Source organism: Sporomusa aerivorans (assembly GCF_041428895.1).
GTDB lineage: Bacteria > Bacillota > Negativicutes > Sporomusales > Sporomusaceae > Sporomusa > Sporomusa aerivorans.
Genome location: NZ_CP156926.1, coordinates 2,962,875 through 2,979,716, shown reverse-complemented (window position 1 = coordinate 2,979,716; position 16,842 = coordinate 2,962,875). Strand labels below are relative to the sequence as shown.

Genomic DNA, 16,842 nt, shown 5'->3' with positions numbered 1-16,842 from the left:
CCGCTACATTCCTAAAGTGAAAGGAAGCTTATCAATACGCTCTCCTCTGCGCAGCAGTTCTCTGATAGCTGCCATCTGCCGGTCAATCAGTTCAAGTCTACTCAAGTTCTCCCGTTCTGCCGGACTTGTGTTGATAACCTGACGTATACCGCCATTCTTAATGACAATCCTTTTGTCCCCCATCAAGGCCAAAATCGGATCATGCGTAGCCATAAGCACAATTTTTTCTTTTGCAACAAGTAATTGCAAGGCTTGTTTACGGTCGATTCCGGCATTTTCAATCTCATCAATCAGAACAATCGGCGAGGTGCTTAAATACGCCGTATCTGCAATCATCAATGCCCGCGACTGGCCACCGCTTAGCGAGGTGACAGGCGTATTGAGTGCAAAGGGCTCTCCAGCCAGCTCATTGGCTTTACGAAATATGTGTTCAACAATTTCCTGCTGCTTTTCAATCATTCTGCTTTCGGCATGCATAGCAACAAACTCATGCACTGTCAGGTCCATAATAAAATTCATATTTTGCGATAATTGCGCCACCAATTTATGTTCAATGGCAAATCTTTTCGTTACATCAGGGATTTGGCTATTAATTAATATTTGACGTTTTGTCGGTGTGTCTTGTTGGGCAATCCATTCTATATCTGCCAATAGCCGGCTCTTCCCCGAGCCGGTTGGTCCCACTATGCAAATGATCTCACCCGCCCGGATGGTAAGATCACAGTTTTCCGGCTCTCCATTCTTGTCGACGCCACCGCAGATGGTCACTTCTCTGACATCATTTACCGTCTCCTTTAGTCCTTCCATTTGCATCATAAAGAAACTAAACCGGGCTTGAAGCTCCTCAGGTCCCAGCCCCAAATCCTGGAGCACATCTTCATCAAGTGTGAAAAACCACTCTTGAACCGTTCTCTCAGTACATTCTAAATCAAGGGCCAGTGAAGAAAAGAAATCCACCGCGTGAGGATATTCGGCAAATAACTGACGCAAAGATATTTGAGACAATTTTTCCCACATTATTTATACCACCTTTTACGAATGGACCATGTAAATTAATTGAAATCCATCTTACGTACATTACCCATCTGAAAATCCGCACCTACACGCGTCTGCCCCAAACAATACGAGCATACGGCAGCCGGCATGGAAAAACGCAAACTGCTGCCGTTGAGAGAAGTCAAATGGGCAGCGGTTTTGAACAGGCGTCCTACTTCCTGAGCCCCTTGGCCGGTAATACCGTTAACCTGCACAATGATCGCCCCGGGATTTGCCTGCTTGACGCGAAATGCGAACACTTCCCGTTCAGCCTGGGAAACAATATCGCCTTTGGTTATAACAACTATATCGGCTAATTTCAACATAGGTCCTACTTTACGCGGAGTATTGACGCCGCTAAGATTATCAATTACACACACAGCCATAATACCACGGATATGAGGTGAACAGCGATTGCACAAACCGGCGCTTTCACTGATTAACATATCTAGTCTTTGTTTAAACCCCCAGTCCAGACAGTCTTGAATATTCGTTACAAAAAAATGATCAGGACATAGGTTGCCGGCTAAACCGGTTTTAACAGGAACACCGTGTTTTTCATACAGCTTTTGATCCTGTGTTGACAAACAATCAAATTTCACTACACCTGTTGTTATACCGTCGGCTTGCAAGGATTTAGCAATATTAAGAATAACGGCTGTTTTCCCTGCTGAAGGGGGACCGGCTACTGTTATTAGCTGCATGTCTTTGACCTCCAAGTATCCGTTTTAAAAACCAAACAATGTTTGCATTATTCATTGTTATGCAATATAATATTACTAAACCAAACATAAACGAATTCAATTACGATTATAATTTGTTTTTGTTTTGTTTTGTTTGTTTATATCAATTTGCATCATTTTCTATTTTTATGTTTTATAATAACTCACTTTTACAGTTAAATCAATTCCCGGATAAATCCACAAGAATATTGTAAAGTACAGGTGCAAAGAAACAAGATACAACGCCTTAGCTGATTTACCCAACCTGGCCGCAGCTGTCGGCCGGACGGTATAGTGATAAACCAGTATGCTTCCCGTTTTTTGGAAGGGAGTGCAATGTTTTCAGGCGGCGCAATTTCCTGTGTCTGGTTTGTGTTAGTTAATTCGCCCCGTATAGAAAATTGCCGCGCTTCCTTACCAAAGAGGCGCGGCAATTTTTTATAGACTATATATAAGGTATGGTGATATTATGAGGATTTCAGACTTTGTTTTAGAAATCAATAATATTTCAGTGGATACTTTCCCGCTTTTTATTCAGCTTGCCGCCGATACCATTTCAACTCACAAGGAAATTGATCTATTATACGAAACTGATAAATTCCGTTTTCAAAATGCCGTCATCCATTCCCCTTATGCCAGTTGTCCGTTATTTGCCGCCGGCGGTATTGACCGGCAAGTATATGCCGCAAAATACTTGGGTATTTTTCTCACTGCAATTGATGCCGGTCAGTCCTCCCCTTTATACCAAAAGGTTTTAACTATTATGAACAAACGCATGCATGCATTGCATCACTATATAACCAATTGTGAAATTATTGATTTGTCGGAGGTGACCAAGCCGCAATATTATCCCACTCCTGCCCAAAGCAGTCAGACCCAGAATTTACTTGCAGGCGCTGCAGCGCAATATATCCATTCGTTTATCTCCCTGTATCCGGTCATTGATCTTCCCCTGCATGCTTCATTAAAATACGCCATGTTCATGGCCTGCGCCTTGCGCCGGCAAGTAGTCGTGTCAGATTCTGACACGTTATCGGTTATCCAAATACTAGCCGGGCAGTTAGACAATACCCGCGAACTCCAGTTGTTACGAAAGCGACTGAACAAAACAGCCGTTAAAAATGTTGCCCGGTATCTAAAGAACACTATCTATCAAAAATCATTTTGCAATTATCTCGATCCATGGCGTAATGACCGTCTCCTGGAGGGCTTGGCCCACTGTAGCGCTTATCTGTCTGCGGAAGAAGGTATCTCACTGCTTTCGCCCAATATGTTGTCACAAATTAAACAACGGGATGTCGAGCTCCTCTGCCGCCTCTATGTCGTAAAAATGGTTGCCGAAACTTTCCGGTTTGGCCAATTGCAAAAAAATAAAGACGAATTGGAAATGGATTGCGCCGAGTTTGTGATGCTTGGCTTAAATTTCCTGAGATTCGTACGAGAGTACAAAAAAGCTAAAAAATATTATGCCGAACAAAGTGTTACACATTTACATAGCGAATTGGACAATCTCAAAAAACAGCTTAACGAACGGGAGGCGGAAATTAGAAAAATCACTGCCGACTTGGCAGTAAAGAACAATTTATTAGCCATGAAAGAAGCCGAGCTTAACAGCCTGGCTCGCTGGCAACAATATGTAGCAAATTCTAATAATAGATCGCAGCCGGTTAAGACCAAACGGGTTCATCCAGTCGGCGACATTAACAATAATATAACCAGCATTGCTGCCAATACTATTACACCGGCAACCAATCAGCCGCTTGGTACCGATGCCTCTCTCAATGCTTTGGGAAATATTCATGCTCTGGTTATTGGCGGGGCCGAAAGCTGGCAGATTAAACTAAAAAGCAAACTGCCGCATTTTACTTATCTCTATGGTGATACTACAGGATTTGATGAATCATTGATCATTCACGCCGATATTATTTTCGCCAATGTGCGCTGCAAATTCAGTCACGACTGTTTTTATAAACTTGTAAAACTAGTACGGCAACATGATAAACGTCTCGTGTTTTTGTCTAAAACCAATATTCCCCTTACCATCCGCCAGATGGCGAGCGCAACTGCAATTTCGTCCGCAACAAAAAATAACATTATTGAATACGGCTATATTGACTGTGCTGTTGAATAATAAATCAGCAGCTAATAAAAGCAGATAATAAAGCAGATAATAAAAACAGCAGGAAAAATAAAAATAATTACCGGCATCAACAGGTAGTTTCGGATGTATTCCAAAAGCTGCCTGTACTTTTTATGTTAGTTACCTTTTGCTATTGCTCGCTCATATCTCTTGCTAATGAACCTATTCTCATCTTTAAAACAGCAAATAAACCAACTCGAACTAAATAAACGCTACTTAAAAAGATGAAAATTATAGTTATATTGCGATATATAGAGAAATCAGGTATTAATCTTATATATTCTAATATTTTGCTGCTTTTTAGCTATATTTAGCTATATTTGTTGATTTTATCTTTTTTTTATGTTATGCTTTCTACAGGTAAATATTACCGTAAGGAGTGAAAACAATGAAAATTAGCGGGAGAAACAAATTGGAGGCAACGGTAAAAGAGGTTGTCAAAGGCGCCGTCATGGCTAAAGTTGTTATGGATTATAAAGGGTCCGAACTGGTAGCGGCTATCACCGTAGATTCGGTTGAAGACTTAAACTTAGCACCGGGAGATAAAGTAACGGCACTTGTAAAAGCAACTGAGATGATGGTACTTAAATAGACTAATTGCGGGAACAAAAAACAGCCAGCTTAGTAAGCTGGCTGTTTTTGCATTTTTACTAATGTACCCCTCCAGGTATTAGAAGCGGAAATCGCGTTTTCCGCCTTTTAGTTCAGACAGATACTCCACAGCAGTTGCACGCACTTTTTCATTGGTGATACGGGTAATTTCCTTGGCGATTACCGCCTCACCTTTGGCTTTGGTCTCTGTCGAGGCATAGTCCTCCAGATATTCTTTGAGCGTCATAAGCGCGTTCGGCTGACAACAGTTGGCAATTTGTCCTGTTTTTACAAGACTCATAAACCGGTCGCCGGTACGGCCTTCACGATAACAGGCCGTACAGAAGCTAGGAATATATCCCAGCGTCAACAACCAATTTACAATCTCGTCAAGAGTACGTTTATCATTTACATCAAACTGCGCCGAATTATCATCTTCCGCCTCCGGTTCAACATAGCCGCCCACGCTGGTGCTCGAACCGCCGCTGATTTGTGATACACCCAGTTGCAGCACGCGTTCACGGGTTTTTTGCGATTCCCGTGTGGAAACAATCATGCCGGTGTAAGGAACGGCAATACGAAGTACCGTGACTATTTTGGCAAATATATCATCAGAAATAGCATTGCTAAAGTCTTCCGGATTAATGTCATCGGCAGGACGAATCCGCGGAACACTGACGGTGTGCGGCCCAACGCCGATAGCGGCTTCCAGATGCTCAGCATGCATGAGTAAACCAATAAAATCATAGCGGTACAGATTTAGCCCAAACAAAACGCCTAACCCGACATCGTCAATGCCGGCTTCCATAGCTCTGTCCATGGCTTCGGTATGATAGGCATAATCACTCTTGGGACCTGTCGGATGTAGTTGTTCGTAAGCTTTTTTATTATAGGTTTCCTGAAAAAGAATATAGGTTCCTATTCCTGCCTCTTTCAGCTTACGGTAGTTTTCTACGGTGGTTGCGGCAATATTAACATTAACGCGGCGGATAGCACCGTTTTTATGTTTTATGCCGTAAATAGTCTGAATACTTTCCAATACATATTCAATCGGATTGTTAACAGGGTCTTCTCCTGTTTCCAGAGCCAGGCGCTTATGCCCCATATCCTGCAGGGCAATTACTTCGCGGGCGATATCCGCCTGCGAAAGCTTTTTGCGGGAAATATGCTTATTTCTAAAATGATAAGGACAGTATACACACCCGTTAATACAATAATTAGAAAGATATAATGGAGCAAACATAACAATGCGGTTTCCATAAAGCTTTTGCTTGATCTCTTTGGCCAGGGTCATCATTTTTTCGTTTTCATCTGCTAAATCGCATTCCAAGAGTACTGCCGCTTCACGGTGAGTCAGCCCTTTACAGTCTTTGGCCCGCTCCAAAATACTGTCAATAAGCTCGCGATTACTTTTATTTTTCTGGGCAAATTCAATTGTGTCCAGAATTTCCTGATCATCAATAAACTCAGTGGCGACTTTCGATTTACAGTTATACATGAGTAAGTCTCCTTTGCAATTTTTTTATTGGGAAATGCCGTATAACGCACTGAACCAGAACCCCTAAGCTATTTATCCGGTACGGAAGATACTTTTGAATATACTGTTTTAATGTTGACCTGAGGAATCATTCCCAATTTGCCGGCGAGAGCGCTGATAATGTCATTAGGAGCATCCAAAACAATGCTAATAACTGAAATATTACGTTTGGAGTAGGGAATTCCCATTCTGCCGACAATATAATCTCCGTATTCATGAAGAACATCGTTAATTTTTTTGGCGGAATCCTTGTGTTCAACTACAATACCAATTAGTGCAATCCTTGTCTCCATGAGATGGCTCCTTTCCTGCAAAATATAAAATCCTTGTACCCGGAAGGCACAAGGATAGCACATCAATAACAAGGGACGCATTGAGATAGCTATGCTCCCCTTATATCCACTATTCTCTCGCCTTCTCATTCGGGACGAACCCTCATGTATTTAGCACGATACCTTTTGATTTTCATTACACACGGTTTGCTGCAAGAAAGAATGCTATTCCATCTCAGACAGCGCACCTGAATATTGGATAAATTGTAACATATTTTCAGACAAAATACAATACCTTCCACATCCATATCAGGGATATGTTCCAGAAAACCCTTTCCTTTATCATGGCTCCGAAGCTTGTCATGGCAGCCCGGCGGACGGCTTTATTACATCCGGATATTAACGAGCATTTGTTCCACCGGCGTTTCCCCACCTGCGATACGAAGGGGACTGCGCTCACAAGCCAAAGGCCTGATTTGAGAGCAGTCCCCTTTTATCCACTTAGGGTAAATAATACAATCTTCAGTCCTTATCTGGTGATCTGCCATTTTTGCATTAACTTATCCAGCTCACCGCTTTTTTGCATTTCATCAATCGTATCTACAACTATTTTTGTCAGTGCGGTATTGGATTTTTTAATGGCGACTCCGTTTCTTTGCGGTGAGTAACGGTCTTTCAGGATGACCGTTTTGTCGTCTACATAGCCAGATAGGATTGAGATATCGCCGCCGTAAGCATCAATACGCCCGGACTCAAGGGCAACCTTAATTTCCGGATGGGAGCTAAATTCAAAAAATTGCACTTTAATGCCAAGCTTATCCGCTTCTGCTTGCAAATCTTTATGGGCCGTAGCGCTTTGCGCCACGCCGATTTTTTTGCCGTCCAGGTCTTTTAAGGATTCTGCCCCTAAACTCTTTTTAACAAGCAAACCAATATGGTCGACAATATAAGGTTCGGAAAAATTGTAGCTTTTTTTGCGTTCATCTGTAATTGTAAAAGTTGCAACGACCAAGTCGATATCGCCGTTATCCAGCAAAGCGCCCCTGGTTTTTGCGGTAACAGCCTGTAATTCAAGCTTTTCGGGATCGCCTAAAATTTTCTTGGCAATCGCCCGGGCAAGATCCACTTCATAGCCGTCAATTTTATTCGTTTGCGGATCTTTATAACCAAATTTCGGTACATCCACTTTCACACCGACTTTTAATACACCGCGGTCTTTAATTGCTTTCACTTCCGGTCCGGCATCATTGGTTTGTACCGCCGGCTGTGCCGGCTGACTGCCGCCGCATCCTGAAACAAGTAGAACAAGTCCCATAAGGAACCATACGGTAAGAGTACTGATCCGCTTCATACAATCACTCCTATTTTTATTTTGCAATAAAAAAATGCCTTCTCCCAAAAGAGAAGGCAACATTGCCTCAACGATTACAAGTTGTTCGAATATATGGGAATTATAGCGAAAAGGAAACAGAAAGTCAAGCTAAAAACACAGCGAAAACAGGGAATAGTTATGACCGCACATTTTTTTCATAATACGCCCGGCATGTCTCTGCTCAAATTTTCTCGGAATATTTTCGCGACATGCCGGACGTGTTCAGGTATAATAGTAGTAACTTATCTACATTACAGGGTGAGGTCTATGAATTTTAACAGTAAAGTTTATGAATTAGTTTGCCGGATTCCGGAAGGCAAAGTTGCCACGTATGGCCAAATTGCTCATATGGCTGGCAATTGGCGAGCTTCCCGCGCGGTAGGATATGCATTGCACCGCAATCCCTATCCCGGCAAAGTTCCCTGTCACAGGGTTGTTTTTAAGGATGGCCGCCTGGCTACCGGTTTTGCTTTTGGCGGAAAGGATGTACAACGTCATCTGCTGGAAGCCGAGGGTGTAAAATTCACCAAAGACGGGCTCGTGGATATAACAAAATATTGTTGGCAACCAGAAAATTTTGCGGTGGACAGCTAGCTGTCCACCGCAAAAATTATGCCGCAAATTCTTACGGGCAAAATGCCGTCTAAAAGCCTGTCAGTATAGTACCGCTTACCTTTCAGGTTCTATAGTATTTTTCTTTGTGCGGCAAACCATTTCACAGCACGCGGCCCCTTCCAGTACATTCTGCAGCGTCACCATATCACTGTCAGGATGAAAGCCGCAGTATTTAGCCTGGTCAATATAACAGTACAGCCGGCCAAATTCGGCAAAATCCTTTTCTTGCCACAATTCGGCAAAAGGACAGTAGGTTATTTTTACATGGGTATCATTCTCGGCATTTTCCGCTTTGACTACATCCCAGCCTAGTGCGGGCAGGTCAGGCACCTTACCATAGTTAAGCGGAATATGTTCATAACCGGCTGCCAGCACTTTAGTCTTATGTGCTTCCCCTCTTTCCTTGCCTAAAGCCCATATGGCATCACCAACGATTTTTTTTGCTTGCTGCGGCCCAACCGCTGCAATCATCTGTTGCGTCATGTGATAATAGAGCAGAGCCATCATTCGCCCCATTTGTCTAACCTGGTTTGCCGCCTCCGCTTTGGAAATCAGTTCTTCTTCCACAGTTATACCCCCTCGTTGGCTAATTCCAGCCATGTTTGCAGTGAAGATCAAAATCAATTATATTGTTCTTGGCAAAATGCCGGAATTCCTATTAGAAGTATTTTTTTTAACAGTTTATGCATTCATTTTTCAATATCTTCCATGGCTTTTACAAGCTTATGCTTCGATAAACCATTTTTCTGCATCGCAAAACAAATATATTTCTTTACTGGCATTCCTGCAGGTATACCGTGTCCCCTGTCCACCTGCCTTGAGCGAAGCGGCCATACCAGTTGACGATAGTTCAAATTATCTCAAAAAAAGACTAAGGCCCCGCCGGCATCCTTAGGAGTGGCCAAAGCCTTAGTCACTTTAATTTCTCTATATCTAATTTTTTAATAAGCAAAAAAAGATTTTACACTAGGCCTTGTGCCCGCATTGCCTCAGCCACTTTAATAAAGCCGGCAATATTGGCGCCTACCACCAAATTATCCTTATGGCCGTACTCTTCAGCTGCCATGCTGGCATTTTTGTAGATATTGACCATGATGGTTTTCAGCTTGGCGTCTACTTCCTCAAATGTCCAGGCCAGACGCATGCTATTCTGGGACATTTCCAGGGCAGAGGTTGCCACCCCGCCGGCGTTGGCCGCTTTGGCAGGCCCAAACAAAACACCTCTTTCAAGAAATACCCTGGTTCCCTCAAGGGTAGTAGGCATATTAGCGCCCTCGCCGACAGCCTTGCAGCCGTTTTTAACCAGAGTCTCGGCATCTTTTTCATTAATTTCATTCTGAGTAGCGCAAGGAAGCGCTATATCGCACGGAATTGTCCAAATGCCTTCCCAGCCGACATGATATTCGGCTGTTGGATGTAATTTAACATATTCGGAAATTCTTCTGCGTTCCACTTCTTTGATTTGCTTGATTGTCGCCAGATTGATACCGTTAGCGTCGTAAACATACCCGTTGGAATCGCTCATAGCCACAACCTTGCCTCCAAGCTGGTGCACCTTGTCTGTCGCATAGATGGCAACATTCCCAGACCCGGATACCAGAACATTTTTACCGGCAAAGGACATACCTTTCGCCTTAAGCATTTCGTCCATAAAGTATACAAGACCATAACCGGTGGCCTGTGTTCTTACCAGACTGCCGCCGTAGGTCAGGCCTTTTCCGGTCAGTACGCCTGCTTCATAAGTATTTCCGATTCTTTTATACTGGCCAAACAGGAATCCTATTTCCCGTCCGCCAACACCAATATCACCTGCCGGCACATCAATATCCTGTCCGATATGCCTGTATAACTCGGTCATAAAACTCTGGCAGAAGCGCATAACTTCAGCATCCGATTTCCCTTTAGGATCAAAGTCGGAGCCGCCTTTGCCACCGCCAATCGGCAAACCGGTGAGCGAGTTTTTGAAAATCTGTTCAAATCCTAAAAATTTGATAATACCGACATTTACCGACGGATGGAACCTTAGGCCGCCCTTATAAGGCCCTATTGCGCTGCTAAATTGTACTCTAAAGCCCCTGTTAACCTGAATTCGGCCTGTATCATCGGCCCAGGGAACTCTAAAGATAATTTGACGTTCGGGTTCAGCAATTCTTTCCATTATTCCAAGCTCAATATATTCCGGATGCTTATCAAGTACTGCAACCAATGATTCAAGAACCTCTTGCACACTCTGATGAAATTCCGGTTCATTTGCGTTCCTTTTAACCACCCTCGCATAAAGCTCATCACAATATTGTTTGGCATTTGCAGTCATTTTTAAAGCCCCCTTGTAAATAATTGAATCTTAAGAATATTATACCATTTATTTTTGTGTTTTGTATACAGATAATTATCTATTTTGCCCACTGTACAAAGATAGCATGTTTTATCACTTATAGATATACCCTTGGAATTTCCGGCCGTCAATTCTGACCCGAAAAGGCTCTTCCCGCCTAATCAAGAGAACATGCTCAGTCTGCTCGGCAACGGGTTGACGGAGTAGCCACTGCCAATCCAGGCTGTTATTAGGCTGGCTATTATCGGGAATATGGAAGTAGCCCATATTGGTCGATGTCAGATTATGAAAGAAATGGCTGCCAAGCGATGGTTCAGGGTGGATTTCTTTGGTATCAACCTCCACAATGACATGAGCCTGGGACATTTGTGACCAGCTAACAGGAACACCCAGCCAGGGATCTGATGTTCCGACCCGTCCAAAGCTAATCAGTATTGAGCGCCGCCGCTCTTTGGCTAACACACTGTTAAGTTCGCCTATCTCCCTGGCAATCTGGACACTGTGGCGCATTGCAAACTTATCGGGATGAACTGCAATAATATCATGAATGTTTTGAAAGAAACCATTACCAATCGCGTGCCTGCTGACACAAAAAGGCTCGCGGAAATCATCGGCCTGAATCTCCAGGGCTTCCCGCCCCACAACCATAGGCCTGATTTGTAAAAAGTAAAATTCCTTAGGTTTTTCTCTATCCTGCGGGATGTTGACAGCAAACTCAATTTCCACCTCAGCGCCGAATGATTGCTTGCCTAAACGCAGCAAATCTTTAATAATGTTTAAAAGCGGCAACCTATTATATTTCAAGATTGGTGAAAAGGTTACCAATTTGGGACCTGGCCGGTTTACATTGTCATAAATACAATCATTTTCACTGGAGTAGGTGCTGCCGATGTATTCCAGGGTATTATCAGTTTCGGCCCGGGAAATGGAAAGCCGCTCGTAAGTGCAGTTATCATCGGCACACAAATTAATATTAGCTGAAGCCCCTAAATTTATAGCATAAAACATATTTTGCGAATTCTCCAGGTAGTCCCGGGGTCCGGCGTACATAGGATTGAGTTTGGGATGCGCCGGCGAGAATCGGTATACCCGTTCTCCCTCGACAATACTCTTTCCTAAACCTAAAGCGAGACTGACAGTACCCTCTTCCGGTTTCATGGGATAATATGGGTAAAAATTATAGGACTGAGCTACTCCGGATATAGCAGGGTAGTAACTGTCGCCATATCGTTCCCCGACCAGTTCCTGAATAAGCACAGCCATTTTTTCCTCTTCAATCCGGATATCGGCGTTTTGGGCGTATTGTCTGGGGGATGCGTAAAAGACCGAGGCAAATACTAGCTTAACGGCATTGGAAAGCTGTTTATACCGAACCGCCGGATCACTATGGCTGTTGGGCACAACATAGGTCTTGTAAATTCCGGCAAACGGCAATACCCGGGAGTCCTCAAGAATACTGGATGATCGCACGGCCAGCGGACGGTGAATATGCTGGATCAAAACCTCCAGATTCTTTTGGATGGCGGCAGGCAGTTCGGACTGCAAAAACTTGTGCGCAATAAACTCTTCATCGCTAGTGCCGGCTGCAAAATCATAAAGTTGATTGCTTTCCAAAAACTGTTCAAAGACATCACTGCAAATTACAAACGAACTGGGAATCCTCACCTGTAAATCTTCATACTTTTCTGTTAACTGCGCCTGTGAAATCAGGGAATTGATAAAGGCAATTCCCCGCGCCTTGCCGCCAAGAGATCCGCTCCCCAGTTTAATAAACGCATTTTCAATATCCTTCTTGGACAGGCCTTCAAAATCGAGAATGACACCGGCTTGATATTTTTGAAAATAGGATTTTAATACTTTCAGCATATAAGTCCGGATATCGGCTACACTGGAGAAATCCAACGCATCAATATAACGCAATTTTTCCGCTACCTCAAATTCGGTGCGGGCGCGAAACCACCTTGAAAAATGGTTGTTAGCCGCATGGTAGTACAGGCTTTCATCCGGCAAGTCCTTGATAATCCGCTCAAGATCGGTTATATCATTGGCCTTGGCGATGCCTCTGCCGTCAGGATACGTAAAAACAAACGATCCAAAACCATAGTTTTCAAGGACAAAGGTTCGCAAGTCATGCAATAAATTTGGAGAATTCTTGTCGATAAAATGAGCCTGATATTCTTTAGCTTTGACAGCGTTAACCCGGTCCTCCGACTGGAGCAAAAAAGGAACATTAGTTACTATTTTCTCCACAGTCTGCACTAATTCCAAGCCGGCAGCAGGATTTATCCTGCCATCCCGGGGGAATTTCACGTCAGAAATTACGCCAAGTAAATTGTGACGGTACAGAGTGATGATAGCCATAGCCTCTTCGTAGGTCTCGGCCAGCAGAATTTTTGGCCGTAAGCGAACTCGCAGCAATCCGTGGCTTCTATTCATGGCATGAGAGACCAGGTAACGTGTCTGGGTTAATATTTCAGTATAAATGGCCGGTAGAATTTGCGAATAATAACTGGGGGAATCATCCACAAGCAGGATAACCTGCACCCCTTGCTTACTGTCGGCAACTACATTATGCTCGTCCTCAATGCATTTTATAATGGCAAACAAGATTTTGCTGTCCCCGGACCAGTAAAATACCCTGCTTATACAAGTGGTGCTTCTTATCTGGGCAATCATTTCGGCCGTCAGGCGGTCATAAGACAGCATAACAATAGGAATTTGGGGATAAGCGTCTTTTAAAGACTTTTCAAATGAAAAAGAAGTCATATCACTAATCCGGGACATGGTAATAATCAGGTGAATATTCCAGGTTGCCAGCGCTTCCAGCGCCTCATCCAGGCTGGTAACACTATGGATTCGGGGAATAAATGGAATACTTAAATCAGAAAATTGGTTGTAAATCTGTTCAGCTAACTGTCCGTCCTCTTCCAGAACAAAACCATCATAAGCGGTAGATACCAGTAAAATTTCGGTAATCCGGAATTTCATCAAATCATGGACACTGGAAAACCGGGTTTTTAAGTCGAAGAAACGCTTCATAGCTTTCCCTCCGCTTTGTCAAGTTAACTGCAGGCTCTCACGTTCACTTTAACATCATAGAAAGTGCTCCCTTTAGCCTTGTCTGTCAGACGCTGTGAAGTCAGAGCATTTACGGAACGGCTGCCCGCAGCATGCTCCAGCCACCAGACTCCTTCGGTGACAACGACTCCTGTCGGAATGGTATCGGCAACCCTTAATGTAAAATTCACCTCACCGCGTTCATTACCGGCAATAACAGGCAGCCCGTCGCTTAATCCCTTTTTCGCGGCGTCTGCCGGGTTCATTTTGAGAAGCATTTTATTGGCTTGCGTCAGATCGTCTCTTTCGTTAAAAGACGAGTTTAACAAACGCATATCCGGTGAATTAATCAGCCAAAACTCGGCATCATCCCCGTGTGGATTTAGATATCTTGGCAAGGGATGGTCTTCACGGGGATTTAATATTTCTATTTTTCCGGACGGGGTTTTAAAGTCAGTCTTGTAACCAGCCGGCGGCGACAATTCCACAGGCCGTCCCGCCTGCAATATTTCCTGCAGATTTTTGTCCTGCCACACAGGTGACTTTGCCAGAATCGAATCAATCAAGTCATCCGGCGCTTGAGTAAAGAACCGGTTATCAAACCCCATTGCGTTTGCCAGTAAGGAAAATACTTCCCAGTTGGATTTCGCCTGCCCGACAGGCTCAATTACCGGATAGGCACGCTGCATTATATAGTTTCCGTAGGAACGATAAATATCACTGTGTTCAAGCGAAGTAGTCGCCGGCAAAAGTATATCGGCATATTTTGCTGTATCTGTCATAAAACGTTCATGCACAACAGTAAAAAGGTCTTCTCTTGCCAGGCCTGCCAGTACCTGGTTTTGATCAGGCGCAATGGCTGCAGGGTTTGAGATGTACACATATAAACTTTTGATCGGTGGATTCGTTATTTCTTGCAGTGCAGACCCCAGTGTATTCATATTAATAACCCGCGTAGACTGTGTCTGAAATTCTTCCCGGGTTATTAAGTTGGTATCAAAGGCTGCTTCCATGGACGTTCCGGCCAGCAGTCCGCCGCCAGGTTTTCCCCAGGCACCGACAACGGCCGGCAAACACGTGATAAGCCGAATCGTCATCGCCCCATTGCCGTAACGTGATAGCCCGCTGCCCAACCTGATAAACGGGGCGTGCGCGCCGGCATACAGTCTGGCGAGCTGCTCAATTACTCCGGCGGCAATACCAGTTATCCGGCTGACGACTTCAGGAGAATACTCCGGTAAAACAGTTTCCGCTAATTCTTGATATCCCTGGACATGATTATTGATAAAATCCAAATCAGCCAAATTCTCCCGCGCCATTACGTGCATCATGCCTAGTACCAAAGCACCGTCGGTTCCGGGGCGAACAACGACCGTACGGTCTGCAACCGCGGCAGTCGGTGTTTCATAGGTATCAATAAGCCATACTTTAGCCCCTCGCTTCCTGGCAATGCTTATATCATGCAGGATATGAATGTCTGTGGCCAACGCATGGATACCCCACAAAATAACAAGATCACTGGTATGAATTTCATTGGTATGCGGCGCCATCGTCTGTCCCATAACAGCTTGCCAGCCATATCCCTTGGCCGGCGAGCAAATAGTGCGTTCCAGCCTTGATGCGCCCAGGCTGTAGAAAAAGGGATGGCCGGCGTTCCGCTGAACAAGTCCCATAGTTCCGGCATACGAATAGGGCAGTATGGCTTCAGCCCCATATTGCGCAATAATTTGCTGCCAGTTGGTTGTAATGTGTTCAATAGCTTCTTCCCAGGAAACTGCTGCAAACTCACCACTGCCTTTAGGCCCACTCCGCCTGAGGGGAGTCAATATTCGCCGCTTGGAATAAACTGTTTTTTCATAATGCGCCATCTTGGGGCAAAGCGTTCCCCTGGTAAATGAATGCTCCGGATCACCCGTAACCTTTATCGCCTTCCCGTCCTCTACATAGACGAGCAGACCGCATGTATCAGGACAATCATATGGGCATACCGAGCGTAATATTTCCACGACTTGTACCTCCTGCTTTCCCCTGGTTAATCTATATTATGAACTAAGTAACATGCCCTTTATTTGATCATACTGCCTTTTGCTGTAAAAAATCAAGTCAGAATGCAGGCAATCGTAAACATCAGATTCCTTCAACAATTTCCTGGGCGACACTATGAGACTTAAAAAACTAACCTTCATATTTAGCTTAAAAAACAACCCGCTAAGTCACGGCACTGTGCTTTAGCGGGTTTATTAATTTTCAGGCTAAAATAAGGAAAGCTGTTTATCGCTATATCCTTGCTTATAGGCGGCAATAATATCCTGCATTTTATACAGAATGCCCAGCCGGTCGCATTCCTTCTGAAAGAATTGCCACAGGCCCCTGGCATTAGGTGAACGGCATTCATACGCATTGCCAAACTGGTTAACGTACTTCTGTTTAAGACCGGGAAAATGTTCATCAAGCTTTTTATAGTACCATTCCCGTTGATTTTGCCGCAGAGTCACGCCAAATGCCGGATAGATAAACCCAGCGCCGGTTTCATGGGCAAGACGAATGATTGCCCTGATATTCTGTTCATTATCTTCCAGAAACGGCAGCACCGGCATCAGCAGTATGCCGGTGAAGATTCCCCTCCCGGCAAGCCTGCGGATAGCCGAAAAACGCCGTGAGGCATCCGCAACATTGGGTTCGATCCGCTTACATAGGATATCATCTGCCGTAGTAATGGTAATCTTAACAAGTACTGGCGAATGCTCGCGGATCGACGCCAACACATCAATATCTCTTGTTATCAAATCGCTTTTCGTAGCAATGGCCACGCCAAACCGGTAGGTATCAATAAGCACTAACGCCCCTCGCGTTAGACAATGCTCTTTTTCCAAGGGATTATAAGGATCGCTCATAGCCCCTGTGCCGATTACTCCTGTCCGGCGTTTGGCTGCAAGCTCCCGGGCAAGGAGTGTAAGCGCATTTTCTTTAGCTCTTACTTCATCAAAATTTTCTATCCGGTAGCAGTCACTGCGGCTGTCACAGTAAATACAACCATGGCAGCACCCTTTATAAATATTCATGTTGTAATTCTTGCCAAACCAGGCATCACAGGTTTCATAACCTGATATGACGGTTTTTGCCGGTATAAGCTTCATTTCTTTCTTCCTTTTTAATGCCCACATGC

The 16,842-nt window shown here is 44.2% G+C and carries 13 protein-coding genes; 3 read left to right on the top strand and 10 right to left on the bottom strand.

Annotated features, from left to right (window positions below):
• Positions 1-3: 3 nt before the first annotated feature.
• Both SATMO3_RS13940 and SATMO3_RS13935 read right to left on the bottom strand, forming a co-directional pair.
• Complete coding sequence (locus tag SATMO3_RS13940; RefSeq protein WP_371381372.1) at positions 4-1,017, bottom strand: ATP-binding cassette domain-containing protein; 1,014 nt, start codon at positions 1,015-1,017, stop codon at positions 4-6.
• Positions 1,018-1,052: 35 nt separating this feature from the next.
• The gene (locus SATMO3_RS13935; protein ID WP_371381371.1) at positions 1,053-1,739 is read right to left on the bottom strand and encodes a GTP-binding protein; all 687 of its coding nucleotides are present in this window, start codon (positions 1,737-1,739) and stop codon (positions 1,053-1,055) included.
• A gap of 487 nt (positions 1,740-2,226) precedes the next feature.
• On the opposite strand from SATMO3_RS13935, the gene SATMO3_RS13930 reads away from it, so the two are divergent.
• Positions 2,227-3,888, top strand: a complete 1,662-nt coding sequence (locus tag SATMO3_RS13930; protein ID WP_371381370.1) for a hypothetical protein — start codon at positions 2,227-2,229, stop codon at positions 3,886-3,888.
• A 397-nt stretch (positions 3,889-4,285) separates the two neighbouring features.
• Complete coding sequence (locus SATMO3_RS13925) at positions 4,286-4,489, top strand: molybdopterin-binding protein (protein WP_371381369.1); 204 nt, start codon at positions 4,286-4,288, stop codon at positions 4,487-4,489.
• Positions 4,490-4,567: 78 nt separating this feature from the next.
• Here the strand turns inward: SATMO3_RS13925 and hydG are convergent, their stop codons facing one another.
• The 3 genes from hydG to SATMO3_RS13910 all read right to left on the bottom strand — a co-directional run bounded on the left by hydG (position 4,568) and on the right by SATMO3_RS13910 (position 7,648).
• Positions 4,568-5,986, bottom strand: a complete 1,419-nt coding sequence (gene hydG / locus SATMO3_RS13920; protein ID WP_371381368.1) for a [FeFe] hydrogenase H-cluster radical SAM maturase HydG — start codon at positions 5,984-5,986, stop codon at positions 4,568-4,570.
• Between the two features lie 68 nt (positions 5,987-6,054).
• Positions 6,055-6,318, bottom strand: coding sequence for a TM1266 family iron-only hydrogenase system putative regulator (locus tag SATMO3_RS13915; RefSeq protein ID WP_371381367.1), 264 nt, complete (start codon positions 6,316-6,318; stop codon positions 6,055-6,057).
• A 508-nt stretch (positions 6,319-6,826) separates the two neighbouring features.
• Positions 6,827-7,648, bottom strand: coding sequence for a transporter substrate-binding domain-containing protein (locus tag SATMO3_RS13910; protein WP_371381366.1), 822 nt, complete (start codon positions 7,646-7,648; stop codon positions 6,827-6,829).
• Positions 7,649-7,936: 288 nt separating this feature from the next.
• Here SATMO3_RS13910 and SATMO3_RS13905 point away from each other — a divergent pair, with 288 nt between their 5' ends.
• The gene (locus SATMO3_RS13905) at positions 7,937-8,263 is read left to right on the top strand and encodes an MGMT family protein (RefSeq protein ID WP_371381365.1); all 327 of its coding nucleotides are present in this window, start codon (positions 7,937-7,939) and stop codon (positions 8,261-8,263) included.
• A gap of 75 nt (positions 8,264-8,338) precedes the next feature.
• Here the strand turns inward: SATMO3_RS13905 and SATMO3_RS13900 are convergent, their stop codons facing one another.
• The 5 genes from SATMO3_RS13900 to SATMO3_RS13880 form a co-directional block, all read right to left on the bottom strand.
• On the bottom strand, positions 8,339-8,851 hold the full coding sequence (locus tag SATMO3_RS13900) for an L-2-amino-thiazoline-4-carboxylic acid hydrolase (protein ID WP_371381364.1): 513 nt from the start codon (positions 8,849-8,851) through the stop codon (positions 8,339-8,341).
• A gap of 394 nt (positions 8,852-9,245) precedes the next feature.
• Entirely contained in the window at positions 9,246-10,598 is a 1,353-nt protein-coding gene (gene gdhA, locus SATMO3_RS13895) for an NADP-specific glutamate dehydrogenase (RefSeq protein ID WP_371381363.1), read from the bottom strand.
• Positions 10,599-10,712: 114 nt separating this feature from the next.
• Positions 10,713-13,658 carry a DUF5752 family protein gene (locus SATMO3_RS13890; RefSeq protein ID WP_371381362.1) on the bottom strand — a complete coding sequence of 982 codons (2,946 nt, stop codon included), beginning with the start codon at positions 13,656-13,658 and terminating at the stop codon, positions 10,713-10,715.
• 23 nt (positions 13,659-13,681) lie between these two features.
• A complete protein-coding gene (locus tag SATMO3_RS13885; protein WP_371381361.1) occupies positions 13,682-15,682 on the bottom strand; it encodes a molybdopterin-dependent oxidoreductase in 2,001 nt (666 codons plus the stop codon).
• Between the two features lie 246 nt (positions 15,683-15,928).
• Complete coding sequence (locus SATMO3_RS13880) at positions 15,929-16,813, bottom strand: radical SAM protein (protein ID WP_371381360.1); 885 nt, start codon at positions 16,811-16,813, stop codon at positions 15,929-15,931.
• Between the last annotated feature and the right edge of the window lie 29 nt (positions 16,814-16,842).